The organism is Pseudarthrobacter sp. MOO14, from assembly GCF_058267675.1.
The window spans coordinates 1,543,881-1,567,230 of the sequence record NZ_CM177849.1 but is presented as its reverse complement, the minus strand read 5'-3'; the positions used below and the strand labels follow the sequence as shown (position 1 = coordinate 1,567,230).

The 23,350-nt window shown below is 67.6% G+C and carries 20 protein-coding genes; 12 read left to right on the top strand and 8 right to left on the bottom strand.

Annotated elements, in window-relative coordinates:
• Positions 1 to 117: 117 nt before the first annotated feature.
• The 5 genes from AC4EEV_RS07410 (at position 118) to AC4EEV_RS07390 (ending at position 8,875) form a co-directional block, all read left to right on the top strand.
• A complete protein-coding gene (locus AC4EEV_RS07410) occupies positions 118 to 2,223 on the top strand; it encodes an Hsp70 family protein (RefSeq protein ID WP_491330555.1) in 2,106 nt (701 codons plus the stop codon).
• 1 nt (position 2,224) lies between these two features.
• Positions 2,225 to 4,312, top strand: coding sequence for a LuxR C-terminal-related transcriptional regulator (locus AC4EEV_RS07405; protein ID WP_491330554.1), 2,088 nt, complete (start codon positions 2,225 to 2,227; stop codon positions 4,310 to 4,312).
• Positions 4,313 to 4,479: 167 nt separating this feature from the next.
• Complete coding sequence (locus tag AC4EEV_RS07400) at positions 4,480 to 5,412, top strand: IniB N-terminal domain-containing protein (protein WP_491330553.1); 933 nt, start codon at positions 4,480 to 4,482, stop codon at positions 5,410 to 5,412.
• A 122-nt stretch (positions 5,413 to 5,534) separates the two neighbouring features.
• Complete coding sequence (locus AC4EEV_RS07395; RefSeq protein WP_018761762.1) at positions 5,535 to 7,385, top strand: dynamin family protein; 1,851 nt, start codon at positions 5,535 to 5,537, stop codon at positions 7,383 to 7,385.
• Positions 7,382 to 8,875, top strand: coding sequence for a dynamin family protein (locus tag AC4EEV_RS07390; protein ID WP_491330552.1), 1,494 nt, complete (start codon positions 7,382 to 7,384; stop codon positions 8,873 to 8,875). Before AC4EEV_RS07395 ends, AC4EEV_RS07390 begins: the two co-directional genes overlap by 4 nt.
• Here the strand turns inward: AC4EEV_RS07390 and AC4EEV_RS07385 are convergent.
• A complete protein-coding gene (locus AC4EEV_RS07385; RefSeq protein WP_491330551.1) occupies positions 8,867 to 9,376 on the bottom strand; it encodes a hypothetical protein in 510 nt (169 codons plus the stop codon). The two genes, AC4EEV_RS07390 and AC4EEV_RS07385, sit on opposite strands and share 9 nt — an antisense overlap.
• A 65-nt stretch (positions 9,377 to 9,441) precedes the next feature.
• Positions 9,442 to 9,831: a PLD nuclease N-terminal domain-containing protein gene (locus AC4EEV_RS07380; RefSeq protein WP_018761759.1), complete on the bottom strand. Its 390-nt coding sequence runs from the start codon at positions 9,829 to 9,831 to the stop codon at positions 9,442 to 9,444.
• Between the two features lie 61 nt (positions 9,832 to 9,892).
• On the opposite strand from AC4EEV_RS07380, the gene AC4EEV_RS07375 reads away from it, so the two are divergent.
• Positions 9,893 to 10,201, top strand: coding sequence for a DUF4229 domain-containing protein (locus AC4EEV_RS07375; protein WP_018761758.1), 309 nt, complete (start codon positions 9,893 to 9,895; stop codon positions 10,199 to 10,201).
• On the opposite strand, the gene AC4EEV_RS07370 is transcribed toward AC4EEV_RS07375, so the two are convergent.
• The 4 genes from AC4EEV_RS07370 to AC4EEV_RS07355 form a co-directional block, all read right to left on the bottom strand.
• A complete protein-coding gene (locus AC4EEV_RS07370) occupies positions 10,198 to 11,079 on the bottom strand; it encodes a 1,4-dihydroxy-2-naphthoate polyprenyltransferase (protein WP_018761757.1) in 882 nt (293 codons plus the stop codon). The genes AC4EEV_RS07375 and AC4EEV_RS07370 overlap by 4 nt on opposite strands.
• A 75-nt stretch (positions 11,080 to 11,154) precedes the next feature.
• A complete protein-coding gene (locus tag AC4EEV_RS07365) occupies positions 11,155 to 12,348 on the bottom strand; it encodes an AMP-binding protein (RefSeq protein WP_491330550.1) in 1,194 nt (397 codons plus the stop codon).
• Between the two features lie 12 nt (positions 12,349 to 12,360).
• A complete protein-coding gene (locus AC4EEV_RS07360; protein ID WP_491330549.1) occupies positions 12,361 to 13,329 on the bottom strand; it encodes a 1,4-dihydroxy-2-naphthoyl-CoA synthase in 969 nt (322 codons plus the stop codon).
• Positions 13,330 to 13,351: 22 nt separating this feature from the next.
• Positions 13,352 to 13,792, bottom strand: coding sequence for a VOC family protein (locus AC4EEV_RS07355; protein WP_018761754.1), 441 nt, complete (start codon positions 13,790 to 13,792; stop codon positions 13,352 to 13,354).
• A 162-nt stretch (positions 13,793 to 13,954) separates the two neighbouring features.
• Between AC4EEV_RS07355 and AC4EEV_RS07350 the strand changes: the two genes are divergently transcribed.
• Genes AC4EEV_RS07350 through AC4EEV_RS07335 form a run of 4 tightly spaced genes read left to right on the top strand, consistent with a single transcriptional unit; the run spans position 13,955 to position 18,878 of the window.
• Positions 13,955 to 15,232: an ABC transporter substrate-binding protein gene (locus tag AC4EEV_RS07350; protein WP_109045215.1), complete on the top strand. Its 1,278-nt coding sequence runs from the start codon at positions 13,955 to 13,957 to the stop codon at positions 15,230 to 15,232.
• Positions 15,233 to 15,236: 4 nt separating this feature from the next.
• The gene (locus AC4EEV_RS07345) at positions 15,237 to 16,178 is read left to right on the top strand and encodes a carbohydrate ABC transporter permease (protein ID WP_018761752.1); all 942 of its coding nucleotides are present in this window, start codon (positions 15,237 to 15,239) and stop codon (positions 16,176 to 16,178) included.
• 3 nt (positions 16,179 to 16,181) lie between these two features.
• On the top strand, positions 16,182 to 17,114 hold the full coding sequence (locus tag AC4EEV_RS07340; RefSeq protein ID WP_018761751.1) for a carbohydrate ABC transporter permease: 933 nt from the start codon (positions 16,182 to 16,184) through the stop codon (positions 17,112 to 17,114).
• 39 nt (positions 17,115 to 17,153) lie between these two features.
• Positions 17,154 to 18,878 carry a hypothetical protein gene (locus AC4EEV_RS07335; RefSeq protein ID WP_491330548.1) on the top strand — a complete coding sequence of 575 codons (1,725 nt, stop codon included), beginning with the start codon at positions 17,154 to 17,156 and terminating at the stop codon, positions 18,876 to 18,878.
• A 21-nt stretch (positions 18,879 to 18,899) separates the two neighbouring features.
• Here AC4EEV_RS07335 and AC4EEV_RS07330 read toward each other — a convergent pair whose 3' ends face one another.
• On the bottom strand, positions 18,900 to 19,661 hold the full coding sequence (locus AC4EEV_RS07330) for a CPBP family intramembrane glutamic endopeptidase (RefSeq protein ID WP_491330547.1): 762 nt from the start codon (positions 19,659 to 19,661) through the stop codon (positions 18,900 to 18,902).
• A 204-nt stretch (positions 19,662 to 19,865) separates the two neighbouring features.
• On the opposite strand from AC4EEV_RS07330, the gene AC4EEV_RS07325 reads away from it, so the two are divergent.
• On the top strand, positions 19,866 to 21,326 hold the full coding sequence (locus AC4EEV_RS07325) for an amino acid permease (RefSeq protein ID WP_018761748.1): 1,461 nt from the start codon (positions 19,866 to 19,868) through the stop codon (positions 21,324 to 21,326).
• 100 nt (positions 21,327 to 21,426) lie between these two features.
• On the opposite strand, the gene AC4EEV_RS07320 is transcribed toward AC4EEV_RS07325, so the two are convergent.
• Complete coding sequence (locus AC4EEV_RS07320) at positions 21,427 to 22,161, bottom strand: dienelactone hydrolase family protein (RefSeq protein WP_491330546.1); 735 nt, start codon at positions 22,159 to 22,161, stop codon at positions 21,427 to 21,429.
• Between the two features lie 97 nt (positions 22,162 to 22,258).
• Here AC4EEV_RS07320 and AC4EEV_RS07315 point away from each other — a divergent pair, with 97 nt between their 5' ends.
• On the top strand, positions 22,259 to 23,329 hold the full coding sequence (locus tag AC4EEV_RS07315) for a DNA polymerase IV (RefSeq protein WP_491330545.1): 1,071 nt from the start codon (positions 22,259 to 22,261) through the stop codon (positions 23,327 to 23,329).
• Positions 23,330 to 23,350: the final 21 nt, after the last annotated feature.

The window sequence follows — 23,350 nt, the reverse complement described above, 5'->3', positions numbered from 1 at the left end:
ATCGAATAACCATTCGATGTAGCAACAGGGCTGTTCCCGGGTCCTTCGGAAATGCTACTTTGGTCAGGTTCCCTGTGATGAAGTTTGCAGGCGGATCACCAGTTTTCCGAGGTACCCATGGGCTATGCTCTCGCCGTCGACGTCGGAACCAGTTACACAGCGGCCGCCGTTGTCCGTTTCGACGAAGGTGCTTCGCCCCTTCCGGAGTGCCTGCCGTTAGGCCTCCGGGGAACGTCCGTGCCCTCCGTTGTGTACTACCCGGAGGAGGGCCCGGTCCTGGTGGGGGAAGCCGCGGAGCGTCGCGGCCTTGACTCACCCGGCCGCGTCATCCGCGAGTTCAAGCGGCGCGTCGGTGACGACGTCCCGTTCGCCCTGGGCACCCTGGCGGTACGGCCTGAAGATGTGTTCGCCACCGTGGCCCGGTGGGTGGCCAGCCGTGCGGCCGAACGCGAAGGCGCGCTCCCGGCGGCCATCTTCCTGACCCACCCGGCAGCCTGGGGAATCCACCGGCTGTCCGCCATCCGCGACGCGCTGGCCGCCCACGGCCTGGACAACGTCACGCTCCTTCCCGAACCCGAGGCTGCGGCCCTGCACTACGCCTCCCAAGTGCGGGTGGAGGACGGAAGCACCATCGCGGTGTACGACCTCGGCGGCGGGACCTTCGACACCGCCGTGCTGAGGAAGTCCGGCGGCGGCCGCTTTGAGCTCTTGGGCCGCCCCGATGGCATCGAGGACCTGGGCGGGGCGGACTTTGACGCCGCCGTGTTCCGCTACGTCGCGCAGCATACCGGCACTGTCCTGGCGGACCTCGACCCCGCCGATCCCGCCGTGATGGGCGCCCTGAGCCGGCTCCGGCGTGAATGCGTCGAGGCCAAAGAGGCCCTCTCTGCGGACAGCGAAGCCACCATTCCGGTGCTGCTCCCCGGCGTCCAGCAACAGGTGCGGCTGGTGCGGGCCGAGTTCGAGGCGCTGATCGAGGACCCCGTGCGGGACACGGTGGACGCGCTGGAACAATCACTGGCCAGGCTCCACCTTGAAGCCGCGGACCTGTCCGCGGTCCTCCTGATTGGTGGCTCGTCACGGATTCCCCTGGTGGCGCAGCTGGTGTCCGAACAACTGGGACGGCCCATTGCGGTTGACGCCGATCCGAAATCTTCCATCTGCCTCGGGGCCGCCGTGGCGGCCGTCCTGGCACACGCAGCGGCCGCCCCGGCCCTGGCCGCCGCGTCCGGGCCTGTTGCCGCGGCAGCCGGGGGCCCGGCCGCCGTCGTCCCTGTTCCCGCAGCACCAAGCGTGTCCGGTGCCCCAGTCAGGCCCAGCTGGTCACGCCAGCACGCGACGACGGCGGGGGCCTTGGTGGGGACGGGCCGGCTTCCCGGAGTGCGGGGCGGCCGAAGGGGTGCGCACGCCCCGAAACCGACGGTCCGCGTCACGGCGGTCGCCGCCGCGGCCGCCATCCTGACGGTCCTCACGGCCACGACCGCCCAAAGCCCGGCCGGGTTGGGAAACCTGACTGCGATGTTCGTCCCGCAGGCAGGGGCCGACACCGGAGCTTCCGGTCCGGGAACGGCCACCGGTCCGGCAGGGACGGAAGCCCCGGGCGCCGGGGGAGCCGCTGTCGCGGTGAACCCGCAGCCGCTGGCCGGGATCGAGGCCGTTGCGAAAAAGCCGCTCGCGCCGCAGGCGGGCCTGGACGTTTCCGCCTCTCCCACCAGCAAACAGCAGGAGCTGGGCGGTGCGGCGACTACGGGCGCCGGCGCCGCCGATGGTGCCACGGCCGGGGGTGCCCCGGCAGGGACGGGGACCGCCGGCACAGGAGTGGTGCCTGAATCCGTGACCGTGGCTCCCGCGCCGCCACCGGATACCGCCCCGCCCGGCAGCACGGGCCCCGGGACGGGAACTGCCTCTCCGTCGGACACCGCGACACCGACGGAGACCGCGCCGCCGAGTACCACCACCGAACCCACGCCTGTTTCCGGTTCCACGAGCCCCACCGACCCGGCCACCTCGGCAGCACCCACGCCCACACCGCTCTCGACGGCGGTGCCCACCACGACCGGGGCTTCTGACCCGGCCACGGATCCCATCGTGTCCCCGACATCGGTAGACCTGACGCCCGTGCCGGCCACCGCCCCATCCCCGACGCCCGAGGAAACAAACCCTACGCCCACGCCCACTGATGCGGCCGTGGCGACGGCCCCGACGACGTCCCCGGCGGCCTGATATGGACGGGAACCTGCAGCGTGTGGAACGGCCCGGATCCCTGCACGCTGCGCTGCAGCAGCACCCGGGGCACCCGCCCCATGCCGCGGAATTAGTGGCCACCCAGTTGAGGGGGGCCAACGGTGCAGTACGCGAACTGCTGCTGGCGCTTTCCGTGGGTTTCGCATTGCCCGGTCCGCTGCCGGCAGAGCTTCAGCACAAAGTTGGCAGGGGAGCGGACAACCTTGACGCCCTGGTGGACCGCGCCGAGTCAGCGGGGCTGCTGATGCCGGACGGCTCGGTGGTGGGCCCGGCCCGGCACGCCCTGTTGGCCGTTACCCCGACCGCCAAGATCCATGCCCTCCAGCGGGAACTCGTAACCGTCTTCGCGTCCGCAGGGCAACCGCTCGGAACCATTGCCCGGGAACTGGCACGGGGAGGCCTCGCAGATCCGCGCGTAGCCATGGAACTGGAGCAGGCCGCAGACGCCGCGCTGCAGCATGACCCCAGGCTCGCCTCGCAGATCTACGAGGAGGCCCTCCTGGCCGGAGCCGATCCCCTGGCAACTGCAGCCCGGCGCGCACAGGCCGCAGCCGGTGACGGGGAACTCGACGCCGCGGCGCGGATCATCGACACCCTCCTGGTCAGCCCAGACCCCCCGGACGTCCGCCGCGGCGTCGATGTGGCCGCCTCCGTGTGGGCCCAGCGGGGAATGCTGGCCCGCGCCGGCGACGCCTACAACTGGCTGGGCCCCGAGCGCGTGGGGGCATCGGCGCCCCTGGCCGCCGTCGCCATCCTGGGGACCGGAGACCTCAAGGGCGCGGAAGCCTTCTTCCCGCCGGGAGCCCCGCAGGCCTCCCCGACACTCCTCGCGTCCGCACTGCTCCAGACCGGCGAGGGAATCCTCGCCTCCCTGGGGGAGAAACCGCAACAGGGAATCGCCGTACTGATCCATGCCTCGGACCTGCTGAACTCGGCCGGCACGGCGCTTCCGTTGCCGGAAACACCCGGTGCACTGGCCGCACTGCTGTCCCTGCACAGCGGGGAGCCGCACCTGGCCGAGACAGTATGCCGGGCAGCCGTGGCGGCGGGCCAAGGAGGAAGCGCCGCCCAGCCAAGGCTCCTACTCATCCAGGCCTGGGCGGCCATGATGCAGGACAAACCCGACGAGGCGCGGCTGGCAGCCACGGAGGCCGCCAAGATCAACCACTGGCCGCTGGTCCCGCGTGACGAATTCCTCAGTGCGGCGCTCGACGTGGGGCTGGCCCGCAGGAATGGCGAGGTTCCGGAGCTCCTCCGGGCCTGGGAACGCGCCCGCGAGGCCATGCTGCATACATCCGTGGACCTCTACAGCCTGCTGCCCTGGGGCGAACTCCTCATTGCCGCGTCCCGGCTGCGGGAGACGCGCCGCGTGGCGCATTACGTGGACGAGGCGTGGAAGCTGCTCGGCCGCCTGGGGGAACCTCCCTTGTGGACCGTTCCGCTGCATTGGGCCGCGGTACAGGCTGCGCTGCTGAACGAGAGCCCCGCCGACCTCGCCCCACACGCGACGGCGCTGGCCAGGGCCTCGACCCACAGCCACCTCGCCGCGATCCTGGCCGCCGCGGGCAAAGCCTGGGTTTCGGTGCTGGCCGGGAGGTTCCGGCCCGCCGAAGTGGAGGGTGCGGCCAGGCTGCTGGGCGGGGTGGGGATGCCATGGGAGGGGGCACGCCTCGCCGGGCACGCTGCCGCGCGGGCTGAGGACCGCAGGGACATGATGCGCCTGCTTGCCTGCGCCCGGGACCTCCACCCGCAGGGCGGCCCGGCCGGGACGCCGGAGGTATCGGCAGGAACCAACGCCGAGACCGGCGGAAAGGGCCAGCCTGACGCCTCGGGACTGAGCGAGCGGGAGAAGGAAGTGGCCAGGCTGGTGCTGGAAGGCAAAACGTACCGGGAGATCGGGGAGTCCATCTACATTTCGCCCCGGACGGCGGAGCACCACATCGCCCGCATCAGGCGCCGGCTTGGGGCCGAGAACCGCTCCGACCTGCTGGCCCGCCTGCGCCTTGCCCTCGGCACCGACAATTCCGCGCCGGCCAAACCCCAGCACCTGCATCCGCGGCAGGAATGAAACCCCTAATGCCCCTAGCGGCGGGGGTGCCCGAACCCCGCATCCAGGCCCGCCGTTAGGGGGAATGAGCCCGATGCCCCGTGCACGGCTGCGAACCTAGGTTTGAACCAGGCCGGGTCCTGCACCCGTCGATTCCGAAACTCGAAGAAGATGTGAGGAGCAGGCAGATGCCAACACTCGCGAACGACCTCGTGCAGTTCCTCATGAAACTCTTCGGCGACCGGGAAGCAGTCCAGGCGTTCCTGGACAACCCGGAACGGGCGTTGGCGGACCACGGATTGGGCAACGTATGTTCGGCCGATGTCGACGCCGCCATGCCTGTTGTCCTCGACTACGCCCCCATCACGGTCAACGCTTCCTCGTTCGAGCGGAGCTACAGCAGCGGCGGTAACGGCCCGTGGACCGGTCCCGCGGGCCCGGCGGCAGGGCCCGGCGGCCATGGCGCGGGCTACGGCGGTACTGCCCACGACCCTGACGACCACGCCTACGCAGTCCAGCAGCTCCACCACGTGGTGGACCATTTCTCCCACACCGCCGGCGCCACCATCGTCGATGAGCGGGCCACCATCGCAGGCCAATCCGCGCCACAGAACGTCTGGGCCCACGGGGACGCGGAACAGTGGTTCGACAACGAGCTTGCGGTGGCACCGGGTGACCACGCGGCCGCGGCCTCAGCCCATGCCCCAGCCGTGTTCGGCGACGCCGCCATTGGGTCTCCAGGTATTGGGGACGCAGGTCCCGGGGACGCCGATGCGGCGAACGGCCCCTGGGACGATCACGGCGGGCTGTCCGGCTCCCTGGCCGCCGGTCCCGGCCTCGACCCGGATGATTCATCCGCCGAGGAACCCGGGCATTCCGGCCACGCCCTGGAGGCCGGCCTGTTCTCCCCTGCCGGCGGTCCGTACAGCGATCCCGCCGGACATGGGGCCATGGCGCTGAATGCACACCCGGACGACCCCTTCCAGGACAACGCGGCCACCAGCCTGGTCGGGGACAGCCAGCTCGATTTCGCCGAGGATAACCCGGCCCACCCTGATGCGGACCTGGAGGCCCACCACATCATCGACGTTCCGGTGGTTGACGACTCAGCCGGGCTGTAACACGCTGGTGCCGGAAAGGTAAACCGGCGGGCAGGAGGCGTCCACCTCCCGCCCGGGACATTGGGTACTGGAACGAAGGACGCGCCGTGGCAGAAGCAGGACCCGCAAGGCCCGTTGACCCCATGACGGCGGGCCAGCTGATGAAGCTGGTTGAGCAGGGCTTGCAGCTGGTGGGGAGCGGGGACCGCCCGGACCTGCGGAAGAGGCTGGAGCAGGCTGTGGGCCGGTTGCAGGATCCAAGCATCAGGGTGATTGTGGTGGGGGAGTTCAAACAGGGCAAGAGCAAGCTCATCAATGCCCTGGTGAACGCCCCCGTGTGTCCGGTGGACGATGACATTGCCACGTCTGTTCCCACAGCTGTCCGGTACGGGGATCCGGCGTCTGCCGCCATCCTGGTTCCCGCGGCCGGCACTCCCGACGGCGGGGAAGAAGGCCTCGAACGCCGTCCAGTGGACCTGGCGGAGCTGCCTGCGCTCGTCTCCGAGCAAGGCAACCCGGGCAACAGCAGGAAGCTGACCGCCGCAGAGGTTTACCTGCCCAGGCGGGTCCTGACCGGCGGCCTCACCATCATCGACTCCCCGGGTGTGGGCGGCATGGGGTCGACCCACACGCTGACGACGCTTACCGCACTGCCTACGGCCGACGCCGTGCTGCTGGTCTCGGATGCGTCCCAGGAATACACCGAACCCGAACTCCGCTTCCTGCGAAAGGCCATGCGGATCACTCCCAGCGTGGCAGCGGTGCTCTCCAAGACAGACCTCTACCCGGACTGGCGGCGCGTGGAGGCGTTGGACAGGGCCCACCTTGACCACGTGGCACCGGACATTCCGCTGTTCCCCGTGTCCGCAGACCTACGGCTGGAGGCCTCGCGGCTCCAGGACAATGAGCTCAACGCCGAATCCGGCTATCCCGGCCTGGTAGCGCACCTGCGCAATGAGGTCGTTGCGAAGGCCCAGCGCCTCCAGCGGCGCTCCGTCAGCCAGGACCTGCTCTCGGTCACGGCGAACCTCCGGTTGTCCCTCCAATCCGAGCTGGAGGCCCTGGAGAATCCGGACGGGACCCCGCACATGCTCGAGGCGCTGGAACAGGCCAAAGCCGAAGCCGACGAACTGCGGAAACGCTCCGCGCGCTGGCAGCTGACCCTCAGTGACGGCATCAACGACCTCATTGCCGACATGGAGTACGACCTTAGGGACCGCCTGCGCCGGATCCAACGCGAAGCCGAGGCCGCGATCGACCAAGGCGATCCCGGGCCGGTCTGGACCGAGTTCTCCCAGTGGCTCGAAGAATGCGTTGCCGCAGCAGTTTCCGACACGTTCGTCTGGACCAGCGAACGGTCCCAATGGCTCGCGGCCCAGGTGGCAGAGCACTTTGCCGCGGACGAGGTGTCCTTGCCCGTCCTGCACGTCTCCGACGCGGGGGACGCCCTCGACCCGGTGGACCAGATGCCCGGGTTGGATCCCGGCCGGGTGAACCCGGTCCAGAAGGTCCTGATCGGCATGCGCGGGTCCTACGGTGGCGTGCTGATGTTCGGCCTCCTCACCGGGATATTCGGGATGGCCCTGATCAATCCGCTCTCCGTAGGAGCCGGCCTGCTGCTGGGACGCAAGGCCTACCGGGAAGACAAGGAAGCGCGGCTGAAACGCCGCCAGGGCGAAGCCAAAACCCTGGTCAGGCGCCAACTCGACGACGTGACGTTCCAGGTGGGAAAGCAACTCAAGGACAGGCTTCGCCTGGTCCAGCGGACCACGCGGGACCACTTCACTGAAATCGCCGACGAATACCACCGCTCCCTGTCTGACTCCGTGGCGGCAGCCCAAAAGGCCGCCAACTCCTATGCCCAGGAGAAGGAAGGCCGCATCCGGGACATCAGGACCGAGCTCAAGAAGGTGGAGGCATTGCATCGGGCCGCCGAAGCCATAGCCGCCGAGGTAAGCGCCTCCGGCGTCCGCACCGCCGCGGGGGTGGGATGACAGCGGCCACCATGGCCGGGGCGGCGAAGCTCATCCGGGACACCCTGGAGGCCTACCGCGACGACCGGGAAGCCGCCGGGATGCTGCAGGGCTATGCCCGGCGGCTCGCCGAGCCGCTCAGGATCGCCGTGGCGGGCATGGTCAAGGCAGGGAAGTCCACCCTCCTGAACGCCATCATCGGTGAAGAAATCGCTCCCACGGACACCGGCGAATGCACCAAAATCGTCACGTGGTACCGGCACGGACCCACGCCGCGCATTACGCTGCACCCCGTCAATGGGGAGCGGCGGAACCTGCCGCTGAAACGCGTGGACGGTCGCCTGGTCTTCGTCCTGGACGGGATGCAAGCGGAGGAAGTGGAAAGGCTCGAGGTCGAATGGCCGGCACCGGCACTGCAGGGCATGACCCTGATCGACACCCCGGGGATCGCATCCCTGTCCCGGGACGTGTCGGCACGGAGCCTGGCGTTCCTCACCCCGGAGGATTCGGCGTCGGAAGCTGACGCCGTCATCTACCTGATGCGCCACCTGCACGCGTCAGACCTCCGGTTCCTCGAATCCTTCCATGACACCCGGGCCGGGCGCTCCGGCACGGTCAATGCCATTGCGGTGCTGTCCCGTGCAGATGAAGTCGGGGCCGGCCGGATTGACTCCCTGATTTCCGCCGGCAGCATCGCGGAGAGGTACAGCCAAGACCCCAACCTGCGGAAACTGGCGCTGGCGGTGGTCCCCGTGGCCGGACTCCTGGCCCAAAGTGCCCGCACCCTCCGCCAGGCGGACTTCGAGGCCCTGCGCATGCTGGCAGGCCTTGACCGGACCGTCCGTGAAAGGATGCTGCTTTCCGCCGACAGGTTCCGCCGGTCCACCGAGCCCGCGGGACTGACGGAGGAGGCACGGACGGGCCTCCTGGAGCGTTACGGGCTCTTTGGCATCCGGCTGGCTTCGGTCCTTATCCGGAACGGGTTTACCGAAGCCACACCCCTCGCCTACGAGCTTGCCCGGCGCAGCGGACTGGATCCGCTGCTGGATGTGCTGGACCGCCAGTTCCAGGCGCGGTCCGAGGCGCTGAAGGCCAGGACCGCGCTGGCGGCAGTGGAGAACCTCCTGGCCAGCCGCCCCCGCGAGGGGACGGAGCGCCTGGCGGCCGCCCTGGAACGGCTCCAGGCAAACGCCCACGAGTTCCGGGAGCTCCAGTTGCTCGCGGTGTTGCGGACCACGGGCGTGGACCTGCCTTCGGAACTGAGTGCGGAAGCTGAACGGCTGGTCGGCGGCAACGGCGCGGCCTCCTGGGTGCGGCTGGGCCTGGACGCCGGGTCCAGCCCCGAGGTGCTGGCGGCCGAGGCCCGTCGGTACCTGGCACGCTGGCGCGGGGTGGCCGAGAGCCCCCTGACCGGAAGGCCGGCCGCGGAGGCATGCCGGGTGGTGATCCGCAGCTGCGAGGGCGTGGTGGCCGGGAGCTCCGGCCGGCAACGCCAGCCGCGGTCAGCCTAGGGAGCGTCCTCGCCGCAGCCAGGCGCCGGCCGGCGGCAGGAACAGCAGCACCAGTCCGCCGAACGCCAGGGCCATTCCGGCCACCCACAGCATCACCACATAGCTGCCGGCCGCGCCGGTGGGGACCAGGAAAACGGACGCCAGCAGCAGCACGGGCAAGTGGCTGGCCAGCAGCGTAAGAAGGACCCAACGTGCCCAGGCCCTGCGGGCCAGCACAGCAGCCAAGGCCACCGCCTCCAGGAGCGTGGCCAGCAGCAGGGCGCCCATGCTTCCCCAAAAGACGATCTCCGCCGCGGTACCTGCGGGCGCCATGCCGTTGCGGGCCGCTGTGTCCGCCACCACGGCGCGGAGGCGGTGCAGGTTCGAATCGCGGGCCACGAACGAGCCGGCCAGCACGGTAAGCCCGGCGAGGAAGCTGAGGACCCAGAGGGTGCGTGCAGTCCTGACCGTGCCGGGCAGGGAAGGGGTGGCCGGGATGGGCGGCGGTGCGGACCAGGACATCCCCGGCCGAGGTGGAGGATGGGACAGACGCTGCTCGTCTCCTCCGGGCGGGGACGTCATGGCCCCTATTTCAGTCCGTCGGTATCGTGTTCGTCGGTGTCGTGCCTGGGTTTCCGGTCGTCGTCCTTGGCCTTGGCATCCAGTTCATCCTTGAGCTTCTTGAGCCGCTCAGCCTCGGCCTGGTTACGGCGCCGGGCCTCCAGGTTGCGGAGGAAGTCGGGATCGTCGTCAGGAGCGGTGGGGTGGGGGTAGCTCGGCCGGGGCTGCGCTGTGCCGCGCGGCCTGCCGATCAGCAACCACAGGATGGCGCCCAGGACGGGCAGGATGATCTGGACGATAATCCACGCCGGTTTGGAAATGCCCCGGGTCAGGCGGCCCTCGGTACGGATCACGTCCACCAGGCCATACACAAAGATGACGAGGACTGCGACGGCCAAAGCCACACGGAAGAGCATGCCATCAAGTCTATCGTCAGGACGCGCAGGGGCCGCGGGCGGAGGCGGCTAAACTTGAATAGTGGCCTTTTTGAAATATTCCCTGATCCGGCTCGCGATCTTCGTGCCCCTTTTCGTCCTGTTCGCGTTCCTGCAGGTCGGGGTGTTGATGTCCGTGGTCTGCGCCGCGGTCATTGCCTTCGCCATCAGCTACCTGTTCTTCCAGAAGCAGCGGGACGCTGCCACCGCAGCCCTGCAGCACCGCTTTTCCGGAAAGGCCAAGCCGCTTCGCTCGGCCGGGGAAATCCAGGACGCGAACGCCGAGGACGCCCTCCTCGATGCCAACCCCGACATCACCATCAACAATGCCAAGGGCAAAAAGAACGCCTAGAACCCGTGGCTGAGGATCAGCCCCAGTGAGAACAAAATGCTGTAGCCGAGGTTGATCAGCCCGGTCTGCTTAAGGACCGGGATCAGGCTCTTGCGCTTGCGCCCGTTGATCATCAGCCAGGCCGGCATCAGGCAGGCCGGGATGAGCAGCAGCACAATCAGGATCCATGGCCGGCCAGGGGCCAGGATCACCACCAGCAGGATGGCGACGGCCAGCATCAGGACGTAGCTTTCGCGCGCATGCTTGTCTCCGAGCCGCACGGCGAGGGTCTTCTTGCCGGCCTGCATGTCCGTGGGGATGTCCCTGACGTTGTTGGCCATCAGGAGTGCGGTGGCGATCAGCCCGGTGCCGATCGCGCCGATGACTGCCGGCAGGCTGATGTGCCCGGCCTGGGTGTAGGTGGTACCCAAAGTGGCCACCAGGCCAAAGAACACGAAGACGAACAGGTCACCGAGGCCCATGTAGCCGTAGGGGTTCTTGCCGCCCGTGTAGCCCCAGGCGGCCATGACGCAGCCCAGCCCCACCAGGATCAGCCACCACGCCTGGGTCAGGACCACCAGGGCCAGGCCGAACACCATGGCCAGGGCAAACGTGCCGAACGCGGCCCACTTCACATGCTCAGGCTTGGCGGCGCCCGAGCCCACCAGCCGCAACGGCCCGACGCGGTCGTCGTCGGTACCGCGGATGCCGTCCGAGTAGTCGTTGGCGAAGTTCACGCCAACTTGCAGCAGGAGTGCCACCAGGGCCGCGAGGATGGCGTTGGGCAGCAGGAACGAGTCCATTTCGTAGGCGGCGGCGGTGCCGATCAGCACCGGCGCGATCGCTGCCGGAAGTGTCCGGAGTCGGGCGCCTTGGATCCATTGGGCGGCTGTGGCCACGGTTAGTACCTCGTGTTGTTTCGATATGACGGCAGGATGGAGCGGGCGCACCCGCCGCGGTGGTGCAGGTCCACTCTACTTTCCCTCGTGCAGGGCACTGAGTTCCGCGGTCATGGCGAGCCGGTCGGGTTTGCCGTTTGGCAGCATCCGCAGCTCCGGTGCGGTGAGGACGGTCTTGGGTGCCAGGACCCCCAGTTGCTGTTGCCACTGTTGTTGGAGCACGACGGCGGAGTCCGCGGCTTCGTGCCCGGAAGCGCCGTCCCCGGCAAGGGCCACGTAGGCGGCCACGGCCTGGCCCCATTCCGCGGAGGGAACGCCGGCAACGAACGCCGAGGAGACGGCGTCGGACTGTTCCAACTGCTCCTGCACGTGCGCGGCGGAAACCTTGATGCCGCCGGTGATGATGACGTCGTCGGCCCGGCCCAGCACAGTGAGGCGGCCGTCGTCGTTGATGGAGCCGAGGTCGCTGGTGCGGTACCAGCGCACGCCGTCCTCCTCGAAGAACGTCCCGGTTTCTTCATCCGGTGCCTCGATGTAGCCGGCCGCCACCGTGTCCCCGCCCAGGAGGATCCGGCCGTCCGCGGCCACCCGGACAGAGACGCCTTCCAAGGGGTAGCCGTCGTAGATGCAGCCGCCGGAGGTTTCGGCGGAACCGTAGGTGGTGATCACCCGCACGCCGGCGTCCCGGGCAGCTGCCAGCAGGGACTGCGGCGCCGGGGCCCCGCCCAGCAGGATGGCGTTGAACCGGCGGAGCACCGCGAGGGTTTCCGGCGACGGGTCATCCAGGAGCCGCTGGAGCTGGGTGGGAACCAGGGAGGTGAAGCGGATTTTGTCTGTCAGTTCCAGCGCTGCGGCGGTGAAGGCCTCCGGCGTGAAGCCGCCGGACATGTCCATGACCCAGGGGCGGGTCCCGGCGAACAGGGACCGCACCAGCACCTGGATTCCGGCAACGAACTGCACGGGGAGGGCCAGCAACCACTGCCCCTCTCCCTTGAGCCGCAGCGCCGTGGCCATGGACGAGGCCGCCAGGGACTCCACCGTCAGCAGCGTCGCCTTGGGGGTACCGGTGGATCCGGACGTGCGGACCACGGCCACGGCGTCGTCGCAGCCGGGGGTTTCCACGTGCCCCACCACCAGTGCCCCGTCTGCCCCGACGGAGAGTTCGACGGCGGGGCCCTCGCCGTGGAGGGCGGCCGCGAGGGCTTTCAGGGCCGGTTCGATGTTGAGGGGGCCGCCGGTGCCGGCGGCCGGTGATTCGTCGCTGTTCATTGCCGTCCCTTCTTAGAAATAGTGCGGGAAGCGTGACCAGTCGGGGTCGCGTTTTTGCAGGAAGGCTTCCTTTCCTTCCACGGCCTCGTCGGTCATGTAGGCCAGCCGGGTCGCCTCGCCGGCAAACACCTGCTGGCCCGCCAGGCCGTCGTCGGCCAGGTTGAAGGCAAACTTCAGCATGCGGATGGCCTGGGGCGACTGCCGGGCGATGTCCGCCGCGTATTCCAGCGCCACTTCCTCCAGCCGCGCGTGGTCTACAGCCTCGTTTACGGCGCCCATCCGAACCATGTCCTCAGCGGAATATTCGCGGGCGAGGAAGAAGATTTCGCGGGCGGCCTTTTGGCCCACCTGCCGCGCCAGCAGAGCCGAACCGTAGCCGGCGTCGAAACTGCCTACCGTGGCGTCGGTCTGTTTGAACTTGCCGTGCTGCCGGGACGCGATGGTGAGGTCTGAGACGACGTGCAGCGAGTGCCCGCCGCCGGCCGCCCAGCCGTTGACGACGGCGATGACCACCTTGGGCATGGTCCGCATGAGTCGCTGGACTTCGAGGATGTGGAGCCGTCCGGCACGGGCGGGGTCGATGGTCTCCTTGGTCTCGCCGTCGGCTGTGTTTTGTACTACGTACCGATAGCCGTCCCGGCCCCGGATCCGCTGGTCGCCGCCCGAGCAGAAGGAGTGGCCGCCGTCTTTGGGGGAGGGGCCGTTGCCGGTGAGCAGCACGGTGGCAACGTCCGGGGTCATGCGGGCGTGGTCCATGGCGCGGTACAGCTCATCCACGGTGCCTGGGCGGAACGCGTTGCGGACCTCCGGCCGGTTGAATGCGATGCGGACCGTGGGCAGGTCACGCACCCAGCTGCCGTCGGAATCCCGCTCCACCTGCCGGTGGTAGGTCATGTCCTGGAAGTCCTCGAAGCCGGAAACCACCCGCCAGCGCGTGGGATCGAAGATGTCGGACACCGGGGCGGGGATCTGGTTGCTCACCGTCCAAGTCTAGTAATCGGCGTCAGCTGATGCAGAACTCGTTGCCCTCGGGGTCCGCCATGGTGTGCCAGGAATGCGGCCCTTGCCCGGCCGTCCACAGGAAAGTGGCGCCTCGCGCCTCGAGTTCGCCCCGCACCTCGTCCTTGTCCCGGCCGTCCAGCCGCACGTCCCAGTGGACGCGGTTTTTCACGGTTTTCTGCTCGGGGGCGGTCTGGAAGAGCATGCGACGCGCGGGGGCTTTGGCTTCTATTTCCTCGGGGGGCCGGATGGCGGCGCCGTCCTTCCACACGAGGTTTCCGCGGTGCGTTATGGTCTGGTCCCCGGTGGCGTAGCCCTGCTCGATCATGGAACGGATGAAGCCGGCATCCTGTGGTTCCACCGCCCACTGCAAGGTTTCGGCCCACCAGTCGGCGAGCTCATGCGGGTTTGACGAGTCGATCACGATTTGGATATTCAGTCCCATCCGTCCACGGTAAGGGCGGCGGCGGAGTTGGGGAAGGGGCTGACGCGGGTGGGCGGCCTATCCTGACGCCGTCAAAAGTATTCTTGACAATATGTCATGACATAGGTCACAGTTTCTAGCGGAAAGGGTTTTCCCCGCTATCGCGAGAGACAGGACAGAGCATTGTCAGAGACGACAAGAATCTCCAGCATTACCCGCCGCCAGTTTGGGCTGACGGCCTTCGGACTGTCGGCCCTGGCTGCCGGCCTCACCGCCTGCAGTGGAGGAGGGGGAGGGAGCTCCTCGGATGGCGGCGCCAAGACGCTGCAGCTTATCCTGTCCGGCGACACCAACCAGGGCGGTGCGTTCGCCGCCGCCGCCAAGAAGTACAAGGAAGCCACCGGGATCACCATCGAGGTTGTCGACGTCCCCACCGCGGACATCACCACCAAGCTGAAGAACGCGGCCACTGCGAACGACCTTCCGGCGCTGGCCCGCGTCACCGGCCTCGACCCGCTGTGGGCCAACCAGCTCCAGGACCTCACGGACATCGCCAAATCCCACAACATCGATCCCAACTTCCTGCAGCAATCGCCGGACGGCATTATCCCCGCCATCCCCTCCGACCTCACCGCCGTGGGGCTCTTCATCAACAAGAGCTTGTTCACCAAGGCGGGCGTCGCCTTCCCGACGTCGATCGACACCACCTGGACCTGGGATGAGTTCATCGCAGCCGTGAACCAGGTCCGCGAGAAGGCAGGCGCCAAGTACGGCGTGGTGATGGACCGCTCCGGCCACCGGCTGCGCGCCATGATGTACGAATTCGGCAGCACCGCCTTCGCCAAGGAAAACGGCAAGTACACCGGCGACAGCAAAGCCGTGGAGACCCTGGAGTACTTCAAGAAGATCAACGACGACCAGACCATGCCCAAGTCCGTCTGGCTCAGCGGCGAGGACGGCAACGCCATGTTCAAGAGCGGCCAGGTGGCCGCCTACTACTCCGGCAGCTGGCAGGTGGCGGATTTCAACAAGAACATCAAGGACTTCGAATGGCTGTCCGTTCCGCTGCCCAAGAAGGACGTCAACGCCACCAACCTCGGCGGCGGATTCATGGTCGCCTTCAAAGACACCGGCGCAGATGAGGAAGCCAGGAAGTTCATTGACTGGTTCTACAACGACGCCAACTACACCGAGTTCGCCAAGACCGGCGGCTACCTGCCGGTCAAGGACCTGAAGGTGGACTACCCGTTCCAGCAGGCATCGTTCGAGCTTTACCAAAAGCAAATCGCCGGCAACCAGGCGAAGGGGGACAACGCCATCAAGCGCGTGGTCATCGAGGCTTACGCCGAGACCCCGTTCTCCGGCGATCCGCTCCGGGAGGAGACCGTCAAGATGCTCTCCGGCGGCCAGGACGCCAAGACCACGGTGGACAACATCGTGAAGCTCTACAACGGGGCCTGATCCCGTGGCACAACCAACCATCACTCCGACGGCGGCCCCAGCCCCGCAGCCGGGGCCGGTCCGCAGCAAGTCGGCGCTGAAGCGCCGCAACCGCTACGTCATCGCGCCGCTGGTCCTCATCGGCGTCAACGTGGTGCTCTTCCTGGTGTTCTTTGTTTGGCCGGGAGCGCTGGGCATGCTGTACTCCTTCACGGACTACCGCGGAATCGGCAAGCTGCACTTCATCGGCCTGGCCAACTTCCAGAAGCTCTTCGCTGACGGCTCGTTCTACGCCGCCCTGGGCCGGACCTTCGTGTACACGGTCCTGTCGGTCCCGCTGGTCTACGTCTGCTCCCTGGGCGTGGCCGCGTTGCTCGTCAGCAAAGCCGTCCGCGGACGCACAGCGGCAAAGACCGTGATCTTCCTGCCCTGGCTCATTTCGCCCATCGTGGTGGGCGTCATCTGGAAGTGGCTGTTCGGCCAGGACTTCGGCTTCATCAACTTCCTGATTTCCGGCTTGGGCGGGAATCCGCTGCCATGGTCCAGCGACGGCAATCTGGCCCTCGCCGTGGTGATCTTCGCCTCGGCGTGGGGCGGCACCGCCTTCAACATGCTGCTGTTCATCGCCGCGCTGAAGAACATTCCGGAATCCCTGTTGGAGGCCGCAGAACTCGATGGGGCCAACGCCTGGCAACGTTTCCGGCACGTCACCCTGCCGGGCATCGCGCCGACGTCGTTCATGGTGATCCTGCTCTCCACCATCCATGCCATGAAGGAATTCGCCATGATCCAGGCGCTGACCGGCGGCGGCCCCGGAACGCAGAACACCCTGATCGTGCAGTACATCTACAAAACCGGTTTCGAGCAGTCAAAGGTGGGCTACGCCAGCGCCGCCTCCATGGTGCTGATGGTGGTCCTGCTGGCCATCGCCCTCATCCAGCTCCGGTTCAACAGGAAGAAGGGCTGACCCGTGGCAACAGCTGCCAACCTGCCTCCCGCGGTGGCGGAGGAACACGCCCAACCAACCCGGAACGACCCAGCACCACGCCGCAGGGACGGCCGCACCCAGCCGGGCAACCGGGAGATCCGGGCCAAGGCCTCCATCCCGCTGACCCTGCTGATGTGGGTGATCGCCGCCATCTACGCGCTACCCCTGCTCTGGTTCCTGCTCAGCTCGTTCAAGCCCGGCAGCGAACTCTTCAGCTACCCGCTGTCCATGATTCCCCGGGAATGGACCTTCCAAGGCTTCGTGGACGCATGGGAACGGGTGGACTTTGCGCAGTATTTCCTGAACACCGCCACGGTCTCCATCACCACCACGGTTCTGACGGTCTTCTTCAGCGCCTGCACCGGATATGCGCTGGCCAAGTACAACAACAAGGGCACCCGGCTGTTCTTCGTATGCATCCTGGCCACCACCATGCTGCCCACCGAGGTAATCCTGAACCCCACATTCTCGGTCATCCGGGACCTGGGCCTCTACAACTCACTGGCCGGCATCATCGTCCCGTCGGTACTCACGGCCACCGGAGTGTTCATGTTCCGGCAGTTCTTCCTCACGGTTCCGGATGACCTGCTGCACTCCGCCAGGATCGACGGCGCGGGCGAGCTGGCCATCTTCTTCCGGATCATGCTCCCGTTGTCCAAGCCCATCCTGTTCACGCTGGCCATCTTTTCGTTCCAGTGGCGGTGGAACGACTACATCTGGCCCCTGATCGTGCTCAACGACCCCAAGTGGTACACCCTGCAGGTGGCGCTGCGGAGCATCGTTGGGGCGGAAAACATCGACTGGCCGGTGCTCCTGGGGGCCTCGGTGATCTCGCTCCTGCCGCTGGTCCTGGTGTTCTTCGTTTTCCAGAAATACGTGCTCAACGCGGACGTCAGCGCCGGGCTGAAGGATTAGGACGGTCCCGCCACGGCGGGCCGGTGAAAGGCAGCAACAGTGCAGACAGCAACAACGGACACAGCCTTCCAGGCGCGGGTGGCGGCAGAAGCGGACCGGGAGGTCGCGGCGTTCCTGGCAACCCACGACGACGACGTGCGGGCCTTGGCGCACCGGCCGGCCATGGCAAGGCTGCTGGCCCTGGCCGCCGTCTTCACCGAGCCCGGCTCCGGCTACTTCCTGCAGGAAACCCTTGCCACGGCGATGCGGCGGTGCCTGGACCGGTTGGAGGCCCTCCAAGGGCCCACCGGCCTGTTCGACGGCACCAACCTGTCCTCGCCGCCGGACTCCGCGTTCACCCTGAACGACGTCTGCCTGGCGGTCCGGCTGGTTCGTGGGACGGAAACCCCGGACGCCCTCCTGGCGGAGGTGGACGAGCGGCTCGAGGCCATCATCGCCAAGAGCGTTGACGCCATGGTGGCCGGCGGCGTCCACACCCCAAACCACCGCTGGGAGCTCTCCGCCGCGCTGGCGCAGATCAACACACTGCACCCGCGGCAGGATATCGGTGCCCGGATCGAACAATGGCTGGCCGAGGGTATCGACCAGCTCCCGGACGGCATGTACTCCGAGCGCAGCCCCCTGTACGCCACTGCCGTGACCAATCCCTCGCTGCTGACCATTGCGGACGCGACGGGCCGAGCGGACCTCTTGGACCACGTCCGGCGGAACCTCGCCGCCTTCCTGCCCTGGTTCAACGCCGACGGCACCGTGGAATCCGTCTTCTCCCGCCGGCAGGACCAGTGGATGCAATTCGGCGCCGCCCCGTTCCTTCACCTGTACCGCCGGCTGGCGGCCCAGGACGGCCGGCCCGATTTCGCCGCGGCAGCCACCTGGCTGGCCCGGCTGCCCCTGCACGAGCCCGCGAAGCTGCTTGCCCTCACTCGGCTGGACCCCTGGCTGTCAGCGGCCCTGCCTGCCGATCCGCCGTCGCACGCCGCCGCGCTGCCGGCACCCCTCGCTCCGGCCGCGGTGGCGCTCGAGAGTTGCGGCGCCTACCGGTTCCGCGGAGCAGGGTCCGTGGCCACCGTGTTCGGCGGCTGCGACCCCCTGGTTCCGGGCGTAGGCTCCGGGCTTGCCACCAACCCCACCTTCCTCCGCTTCGGGCACGGCGCGGCCGTGCTGTCCGATCTGCGGCTGTCCAGGAGCTTCTTCGACCTGGGCCCTTTCCGCAGCCAGGACACGGTGCGGCAGGGCGGCGTGCTGGTGCTCGCCGAGCAGCTGGAAGCCAACTTCTACCAGCCCCTGCCGCCGGCCAGGCAGCGCCCGGATGGCATATACGCCCTGGAGCATGAAGGCCGTTTCAGCGCCGGCATGGAGTTCAGTTCGCGCGCCGCCGACGTCCACCGGCTTGCCACGGAGATCAGGATCAAGGCAGCAGGCGGGGAGGTAGGCCTGGACATTGGGTTCGAAGGAACGCACACGGCTTTCGCGCTCGAGCTGACCTTCCAGCCCGGCGGGGTGCTCGACGGCGTGGAGCCGGCAGGTGCGCACGGAACCTTCCAGCTGGTGGGCGGTACCGGCACGTACCGGGTGGGCGCGGACGTGATTGAGTTTGGACCCGGGCTGCCCGCAGATCCGGATACTCCTGCCACCTACAACCCGGGTGAAAGCTACCGCTACCTGGGCGGCACGAACGCGGCCGGCGGCACCAAGGTCTACATCACGGGGCGGACCAGCGGCACGCACCGCTTCACGGTGCGCGGGTACACTCTGGCGGACTGAGCGCCGGGACCGAGCGCCGGCTTACGCCTGGACGTGCTGCATCTGCTCGAACAGTTCCGGCGGGATGGAGTAGACCAGGACCACGGCCAGCAGGTTCTTGGCGGCGTGGACGAAATAGGAAAACATGACGTTCTTCCCGGTCCATACGTAGACGAACACCAGCGTGGCCCCCATGGCCAGGTAGGGAAGCAGTGCCGTGAGGGTGATGGCCTCCTGCCCCACGATGTGCATCGCCGCGAACAGCACTGCCGAGAGGACGCAGCAGATCCAGATGTTCACCCGCCTGCCCAGCTTGCCGATCAGCAGGTGGCGGAAGATGTATTCCTCCACGAATGGTCCCACCACCACCAACAGCGGCACCATGAGCCAGGGCGGCACCTGCTGTATCAGGGCCTGCAGGCCTGCCTGGTTGGCGGACGTTTCCACCTGCCCGTTCAGCGCCACCAGGACCGCGGTCAGGACCAGCATCGCGATGACCGCGGACGGAACCATTAGCACGGTGAACCACGGCCGGGTCGCCAGGACTTTGAGGTCGCGCGCCACTACTTTCCGGGCGGCCAACAGCGCCACGATTCCCACCGAGGAATAGAACAGCAGGTTCACCGCATACGAGGCGGCGGCCGGGGACGGCGCAATCTGCCGCAGGAAAGGGGCCACCAGGTCGCCGGCCGCAGCGAAGAATCCCGCGATGGCCACGTAGAGGCAGAGCGCCGCCAGGTCCAGTCGGGAAAAACGGTACAGCTGTGGCTGTGGAGCGGGTGGTATGCGATGGGCTGTGGCCATGCTTCAGCCTATCGCCGGGGGTGCCGTGTAGCGCGCGTCACGTACCCGGCGCCCGGTCTTGTAGGATGGACAGGCCGCGTGAAGCTTCGGCTACTCGATGATTTACGCTCACAATCGCTGGTTTCTTGGCATTAAAGCCGAATTTTGTGAGCCGTATCATACGGATTCCGGATGCGGCCAACCCCCAACCCACAAGGAACAGTTGTGCCTCAAAGTACCCCCACAGACCTCAAGAACACCGCCGCGGCAACCGCCGCCGTCGACTCCTCCCTCAGCGCCGAGGGCTACAGCAAGACCCTGGGCCGACGCCACGTCACCATGATCGCCATGGGCGGCGCCATCGGCGTGGGCCTCTTCATGGGAGCCGGCGGCCGGCTCGCCTCCACCGGCCCGGCCCTGATCTTCTCCTACGCCATCGCCGGCGTCATCGCCTACCTGCTCATGCGGGCCCTGGGCGAACTCATCATGTACCGGCAGACCTCAGGCTCCCTGGTGAGCTACGCCGGCGAGATGTTCGGCAAAAAGGGCGCGTACATGTCCGGCTGGATGTACTTCATCAACTGGGGCATGACCGGCATCGCCGAGCTCATCGCGATCGGCCTGTACTTCCAGTTCTTCTTCCCCAATGTCCCCGTGGAAGCCTCGGCCATCGCCGCGCTGGCGCTCCTCGTGGCCGTGAACCTCCTGAGCGTCAAGGCGTTCGGCGAGTTCGAATTCTGGGCATCCTGCCTCAAGGTGGGCGCCATCCTGACCTTCCTGGTGGTGGGCACGTTCATGGTGGTCACCAACGCCCAAGTGGGTGACGGGCACGCCTCCGTCAACAACCTCTTCGCGGCCGAGGGCGGCATGTTCCCCAAGGGCGCGCTGGTGATGGTCCTGGTCCTGAATGCCGTCATCTTTGCCTACAACGGCATCGAGCTGGTCGGCGTCACTGCCGGCGAGATGCAAAAGCCGGAACGCGAGGTGCCCAAAGCGATCCGCGCCGTCGTACTGCGCATCGTGGTGTTCTACGTGGGCTCCGTCCTGCTGCTGGCGATGCTGCTGCCCTCGGACCAGTACAAGGCCGGGACCTCCCCGTTCGTTACCGTCTTCGGCCAGATGGGCCTGGGCTGGGTGGGTGACGTGATGAACATGATCGTGATCACCGCCGCCCTCTCCTCCTGCAACTCCGGCCTCTACTCGATCGGCCGCGTCTTCCGCACCATGGCCAACAACGGCCACGCCCCGCAGTGGCTCACCCGCATGTCCAAGCGGCACGTCCCGTATGCCGCCATCCTTGCGATCGCCGCGTTCTACCTGGTGGGCATCCTGCTGAACATCTGGCTGGGCGGCTCGCACGCGTTCGACCTCGCCTTGAACACCGCCTCGATCGGCGTGATCTTCTGCTGGGGCTCCATCTTCGCGAGCCAAATCGTGTTGCGCCGCCGCAAGGGCATCACGTCCACCCTGCCGATGCCGGGTTCGCCGTGGACCAGTTGGGCCGGCCTGCTGGGCCTGCTGGCCATCACCGTGCTCATTGGCTTCGACACCATGACCAGCAAGGACGGCGAGGTGTTCTACCTGGGCCTCTGGACGCTGGCCACCATCCCGTTCTTCGCGGTGGTCCTGTGGCTTGGCTGGCAGAAGGTCAAGGGCAACCAGCCCAAGAGCGAGCTCTACAGCTGACGCCGGATCTTCCTGAGCAACGTTCGACGGCGGGCCGTCCCTTGGGTGGGGCGGTCCGCCGTCGGCGTTTCCTCCTTGATGTCCGGGCGGGCCCGGTGCGTCAGGCAGCGGAGTCCTTCAGGTGGCGGGCAAAGTAGTCCTCGATCCGCTGCCAGGCCTCCGGGGCGGAGTCCGGGTCCGGCCCGATGCCCATCACGCGTATGAGCGGACGAAGGACCACGGGTCCTTCGTCGGTGTCGTTCAGGAAGGCGTGGCCGGCGCCGGGGAACTCCTTGACGCTGTGTTCGATTCCCATCCTGTCCAGGGCTGATTCGAGCCGGGCAGCGGCCCCCTTCAGGGGCCTGTCCGCGCCGCCGTAGTTGGCCACGATGGGGCAGGCGCCGCGGAGGGCGTCGTCCAGGTTGCCGGGCAGGCGACCGTAATTGACCGCGGCTGCGTCGAAACCGTCCTTGGCCACCAGCAGCGCGAAGCCGCCGCCCATGCAAAAACCGATCACGCCGGTTTTTCCGGTTGATTGCGGGGAGGCGGCAAGCCACTTCCGCGCCGTGGCGATGTCCGTGAATGCCCTGCCCGTACCGGCAGTCATGCTGCGCATGGTGCTGACCAGGCAGCGGCGCGCCCCGCCCTCGCTGAACAGATCCACTGCCAAGGTCAGGTAGCCGGCCCGGGCCATCCTGTCGGCGTGCCTGCGGGTCTGGTCGGTCAGGCCAAAGGCCTCGTGGATCATTACGACGCCGGGGAAAGGGCCTTGGCCCTCCGGCGTGGCAAGATAGCCGCCCAAGGAAGGCGAGCCGCCGGCGGTGGCGCTTTCGGCGCTGAGGTCAACGTAGGTCATGGCTAAGGCTAACCGGGCAGTATGCATTTACTGTGCGGATCCAACCGCGGGCCCCGGGACGCTGGTGCGCGGCGCCTGGCCCGGGCAGACTGGGGCTGTGAACGAACCATGGGTGCTGCACGTGGACCTGGACCAGTTCATCGCTGCCGTCGAAGTGCTCCGCAGGCCGGAGCTCGCGGGCAAGCCCGTGATCGTGGGTGGCCGCGGCGACCCCACCGAACGTGCCGTGGTGTCCACGGCGTCCTACGAAGCCAGGGCCTACGGCGTGGGCTCCGGCATGCCGCTGCGCATCGCCGCGCGGAAGGTGCCGGACGCGGTCATCCTGCCCGTGGATCATGAGGCATACCTTGACGCGTCCGAGAAAGTGATGGCGGTCCTGCGCTCGCAGCCCGGCGCCACGGTCCAGGTGCTGGGATGGGACGAAGCCTTCGTGGGGATCGAGGGCGGCGTCCCCGAAGATATCGCCAGGCAGCTGCAGCTCGCCGTCCTGGCGGAAACCAGGCTGCACTGCAGCATCGGCATCGGGGACACCCTGGTCCGGGCCAAGGTGGCCACGGGGTTCGGCAAGCCCGCAGGCATCTTCCGGCTGACGGAAGGGAACTGGCTCCACGTGATGGGGGACAGGCCCACAATCGATCTGTGGGGCGTGGGAAAAGCGGTGTCGCGGCGGCTTGCCACCCTTGGCATCAAGACTGTTGCCGAGCTCGCGGCGGCCAACCCTGCGGACCTGGTGCCCGAGTTCGGTCCCAAGATGGGCCCGTGGTACGCCCAGCTGGGACGGGGCGAAGGGTCGCGGGTGGTTGATGACACACCGTGGGTGGCCCGGGGACACAGCCGGGAAACCACATTCCAGCGCGACCTGACGGAGGCAGCGGACATTGACGGCGCCCTCAGGGAATTGGCAGCGCACGTCATGGACGATGTCGCCGCGGAAGAGCGGCCGGTGGTCGGCCTCACCCTGAAGGTGCGCTACGCGCCGTTCACCACCACAACGTACGGCCGGAAGATCCCCGCAACGTCCGTCCCTGCGGAAGTGCTCGCACACGCCCTGGAGCTTGCCGCGAAGATCGAGCCCGGCCGCCCCGTCAGGTTGCTCGGCCTGCGGGCGGAAATGACCATGCCGGAAGACTCCCGCCAGGGCCGCACTCCCACCCGCAGCGGCTGGTGATTTTGCCCGATGCGTGTGGAC

What these genes read in the sequence shown, in the direction of transcription:
- AC4EEV_RS07405 (WP_491330554.1), top strand. Translation starts at nt 2,225, where the DNA reads ATGGACGGGAACCTGCAGCGTGTGGAACGGCCCGGATCCCTGCACGCT.
- AC4EEV_RS07320 (WP_491330546.1), bottom strand. Translation starts at nt 22,161, where the DNA reads ATGACCTACGTTGACCTCAGCGCCGAAAGCGCCACCGCCGGCGGCTCG.
- AC4EEV_RS07385 (WP_491330551.1), bottom strand. Translation starts at nt 9,376, where the DNA reads ATGTCCTGGTCCGCACCGCCGCCCATCCCGGCCACCCCTTCCCTGCCC.
- AC4EEV_RS07410 (WP_491330555.1), top strand. Translation starts at nt 118, where the DNA reads ATGGGCTATGCTCTCGCCGTCGACGTCGGAACCAGTTACACAGCGGCC.
- AC4EEV_RS07395 (WP_018761762.1), top strand. Translation starts at nt 5,535, where the DNA reads ATGACGGCGGGCCAGCTGATGAAGCTGGTTGAGCAGGGCTTGCAGCTG.
- AC4EEV_RS07400 (WP_491330553.1), top strand. Translation starts at nt 4,480, where the DNA reads ATGCCAACACTCGCGAACGACCTCGTGCAGTTCCTCATGAAACTCTTC.
- AC4EEV_RS07355 (WP_018761754.1), bottom strand. Translation starts at nt 13,792, where the DNA reads ATGGGACTGAATATCCAAATCGTGATCGACTCGTCAAACCCGCATGAG.
- AC4EEV_RS07330 (WP_491330547.1), bottom strand. Translation starts at nt 19,661, where the DNA reads ATGGCCACAGCCCATCGCATACCACCCGCTCCACAGCCACAGCTGTAC.
- AC4EEV_RS07390 (WP_491330552.1), top strand. Translation starts at nt 7,382, where the DNA reads ATGACAGCGGCCACCATGGCCGGGGCGGCGAAGCTCATCCGGGACACC.
- AC4EEV_RS07380 (WP_018761759.1), bottom strand. Translation starts at nt 9,831, where the DNA reads ATGCTCTTCCGTGTGGCTTTGGCCGTCGCAGTCCTCGTCATCTTTGTG.
- AC4EEV_RS07365 (WP_491330550.1), bottom strand. Translation starts at nt 12,348, where the DNA reads ATGAACAGCGACGAATCACCGGCCGCCGGCACCGGCGGCCCCCTCAAC.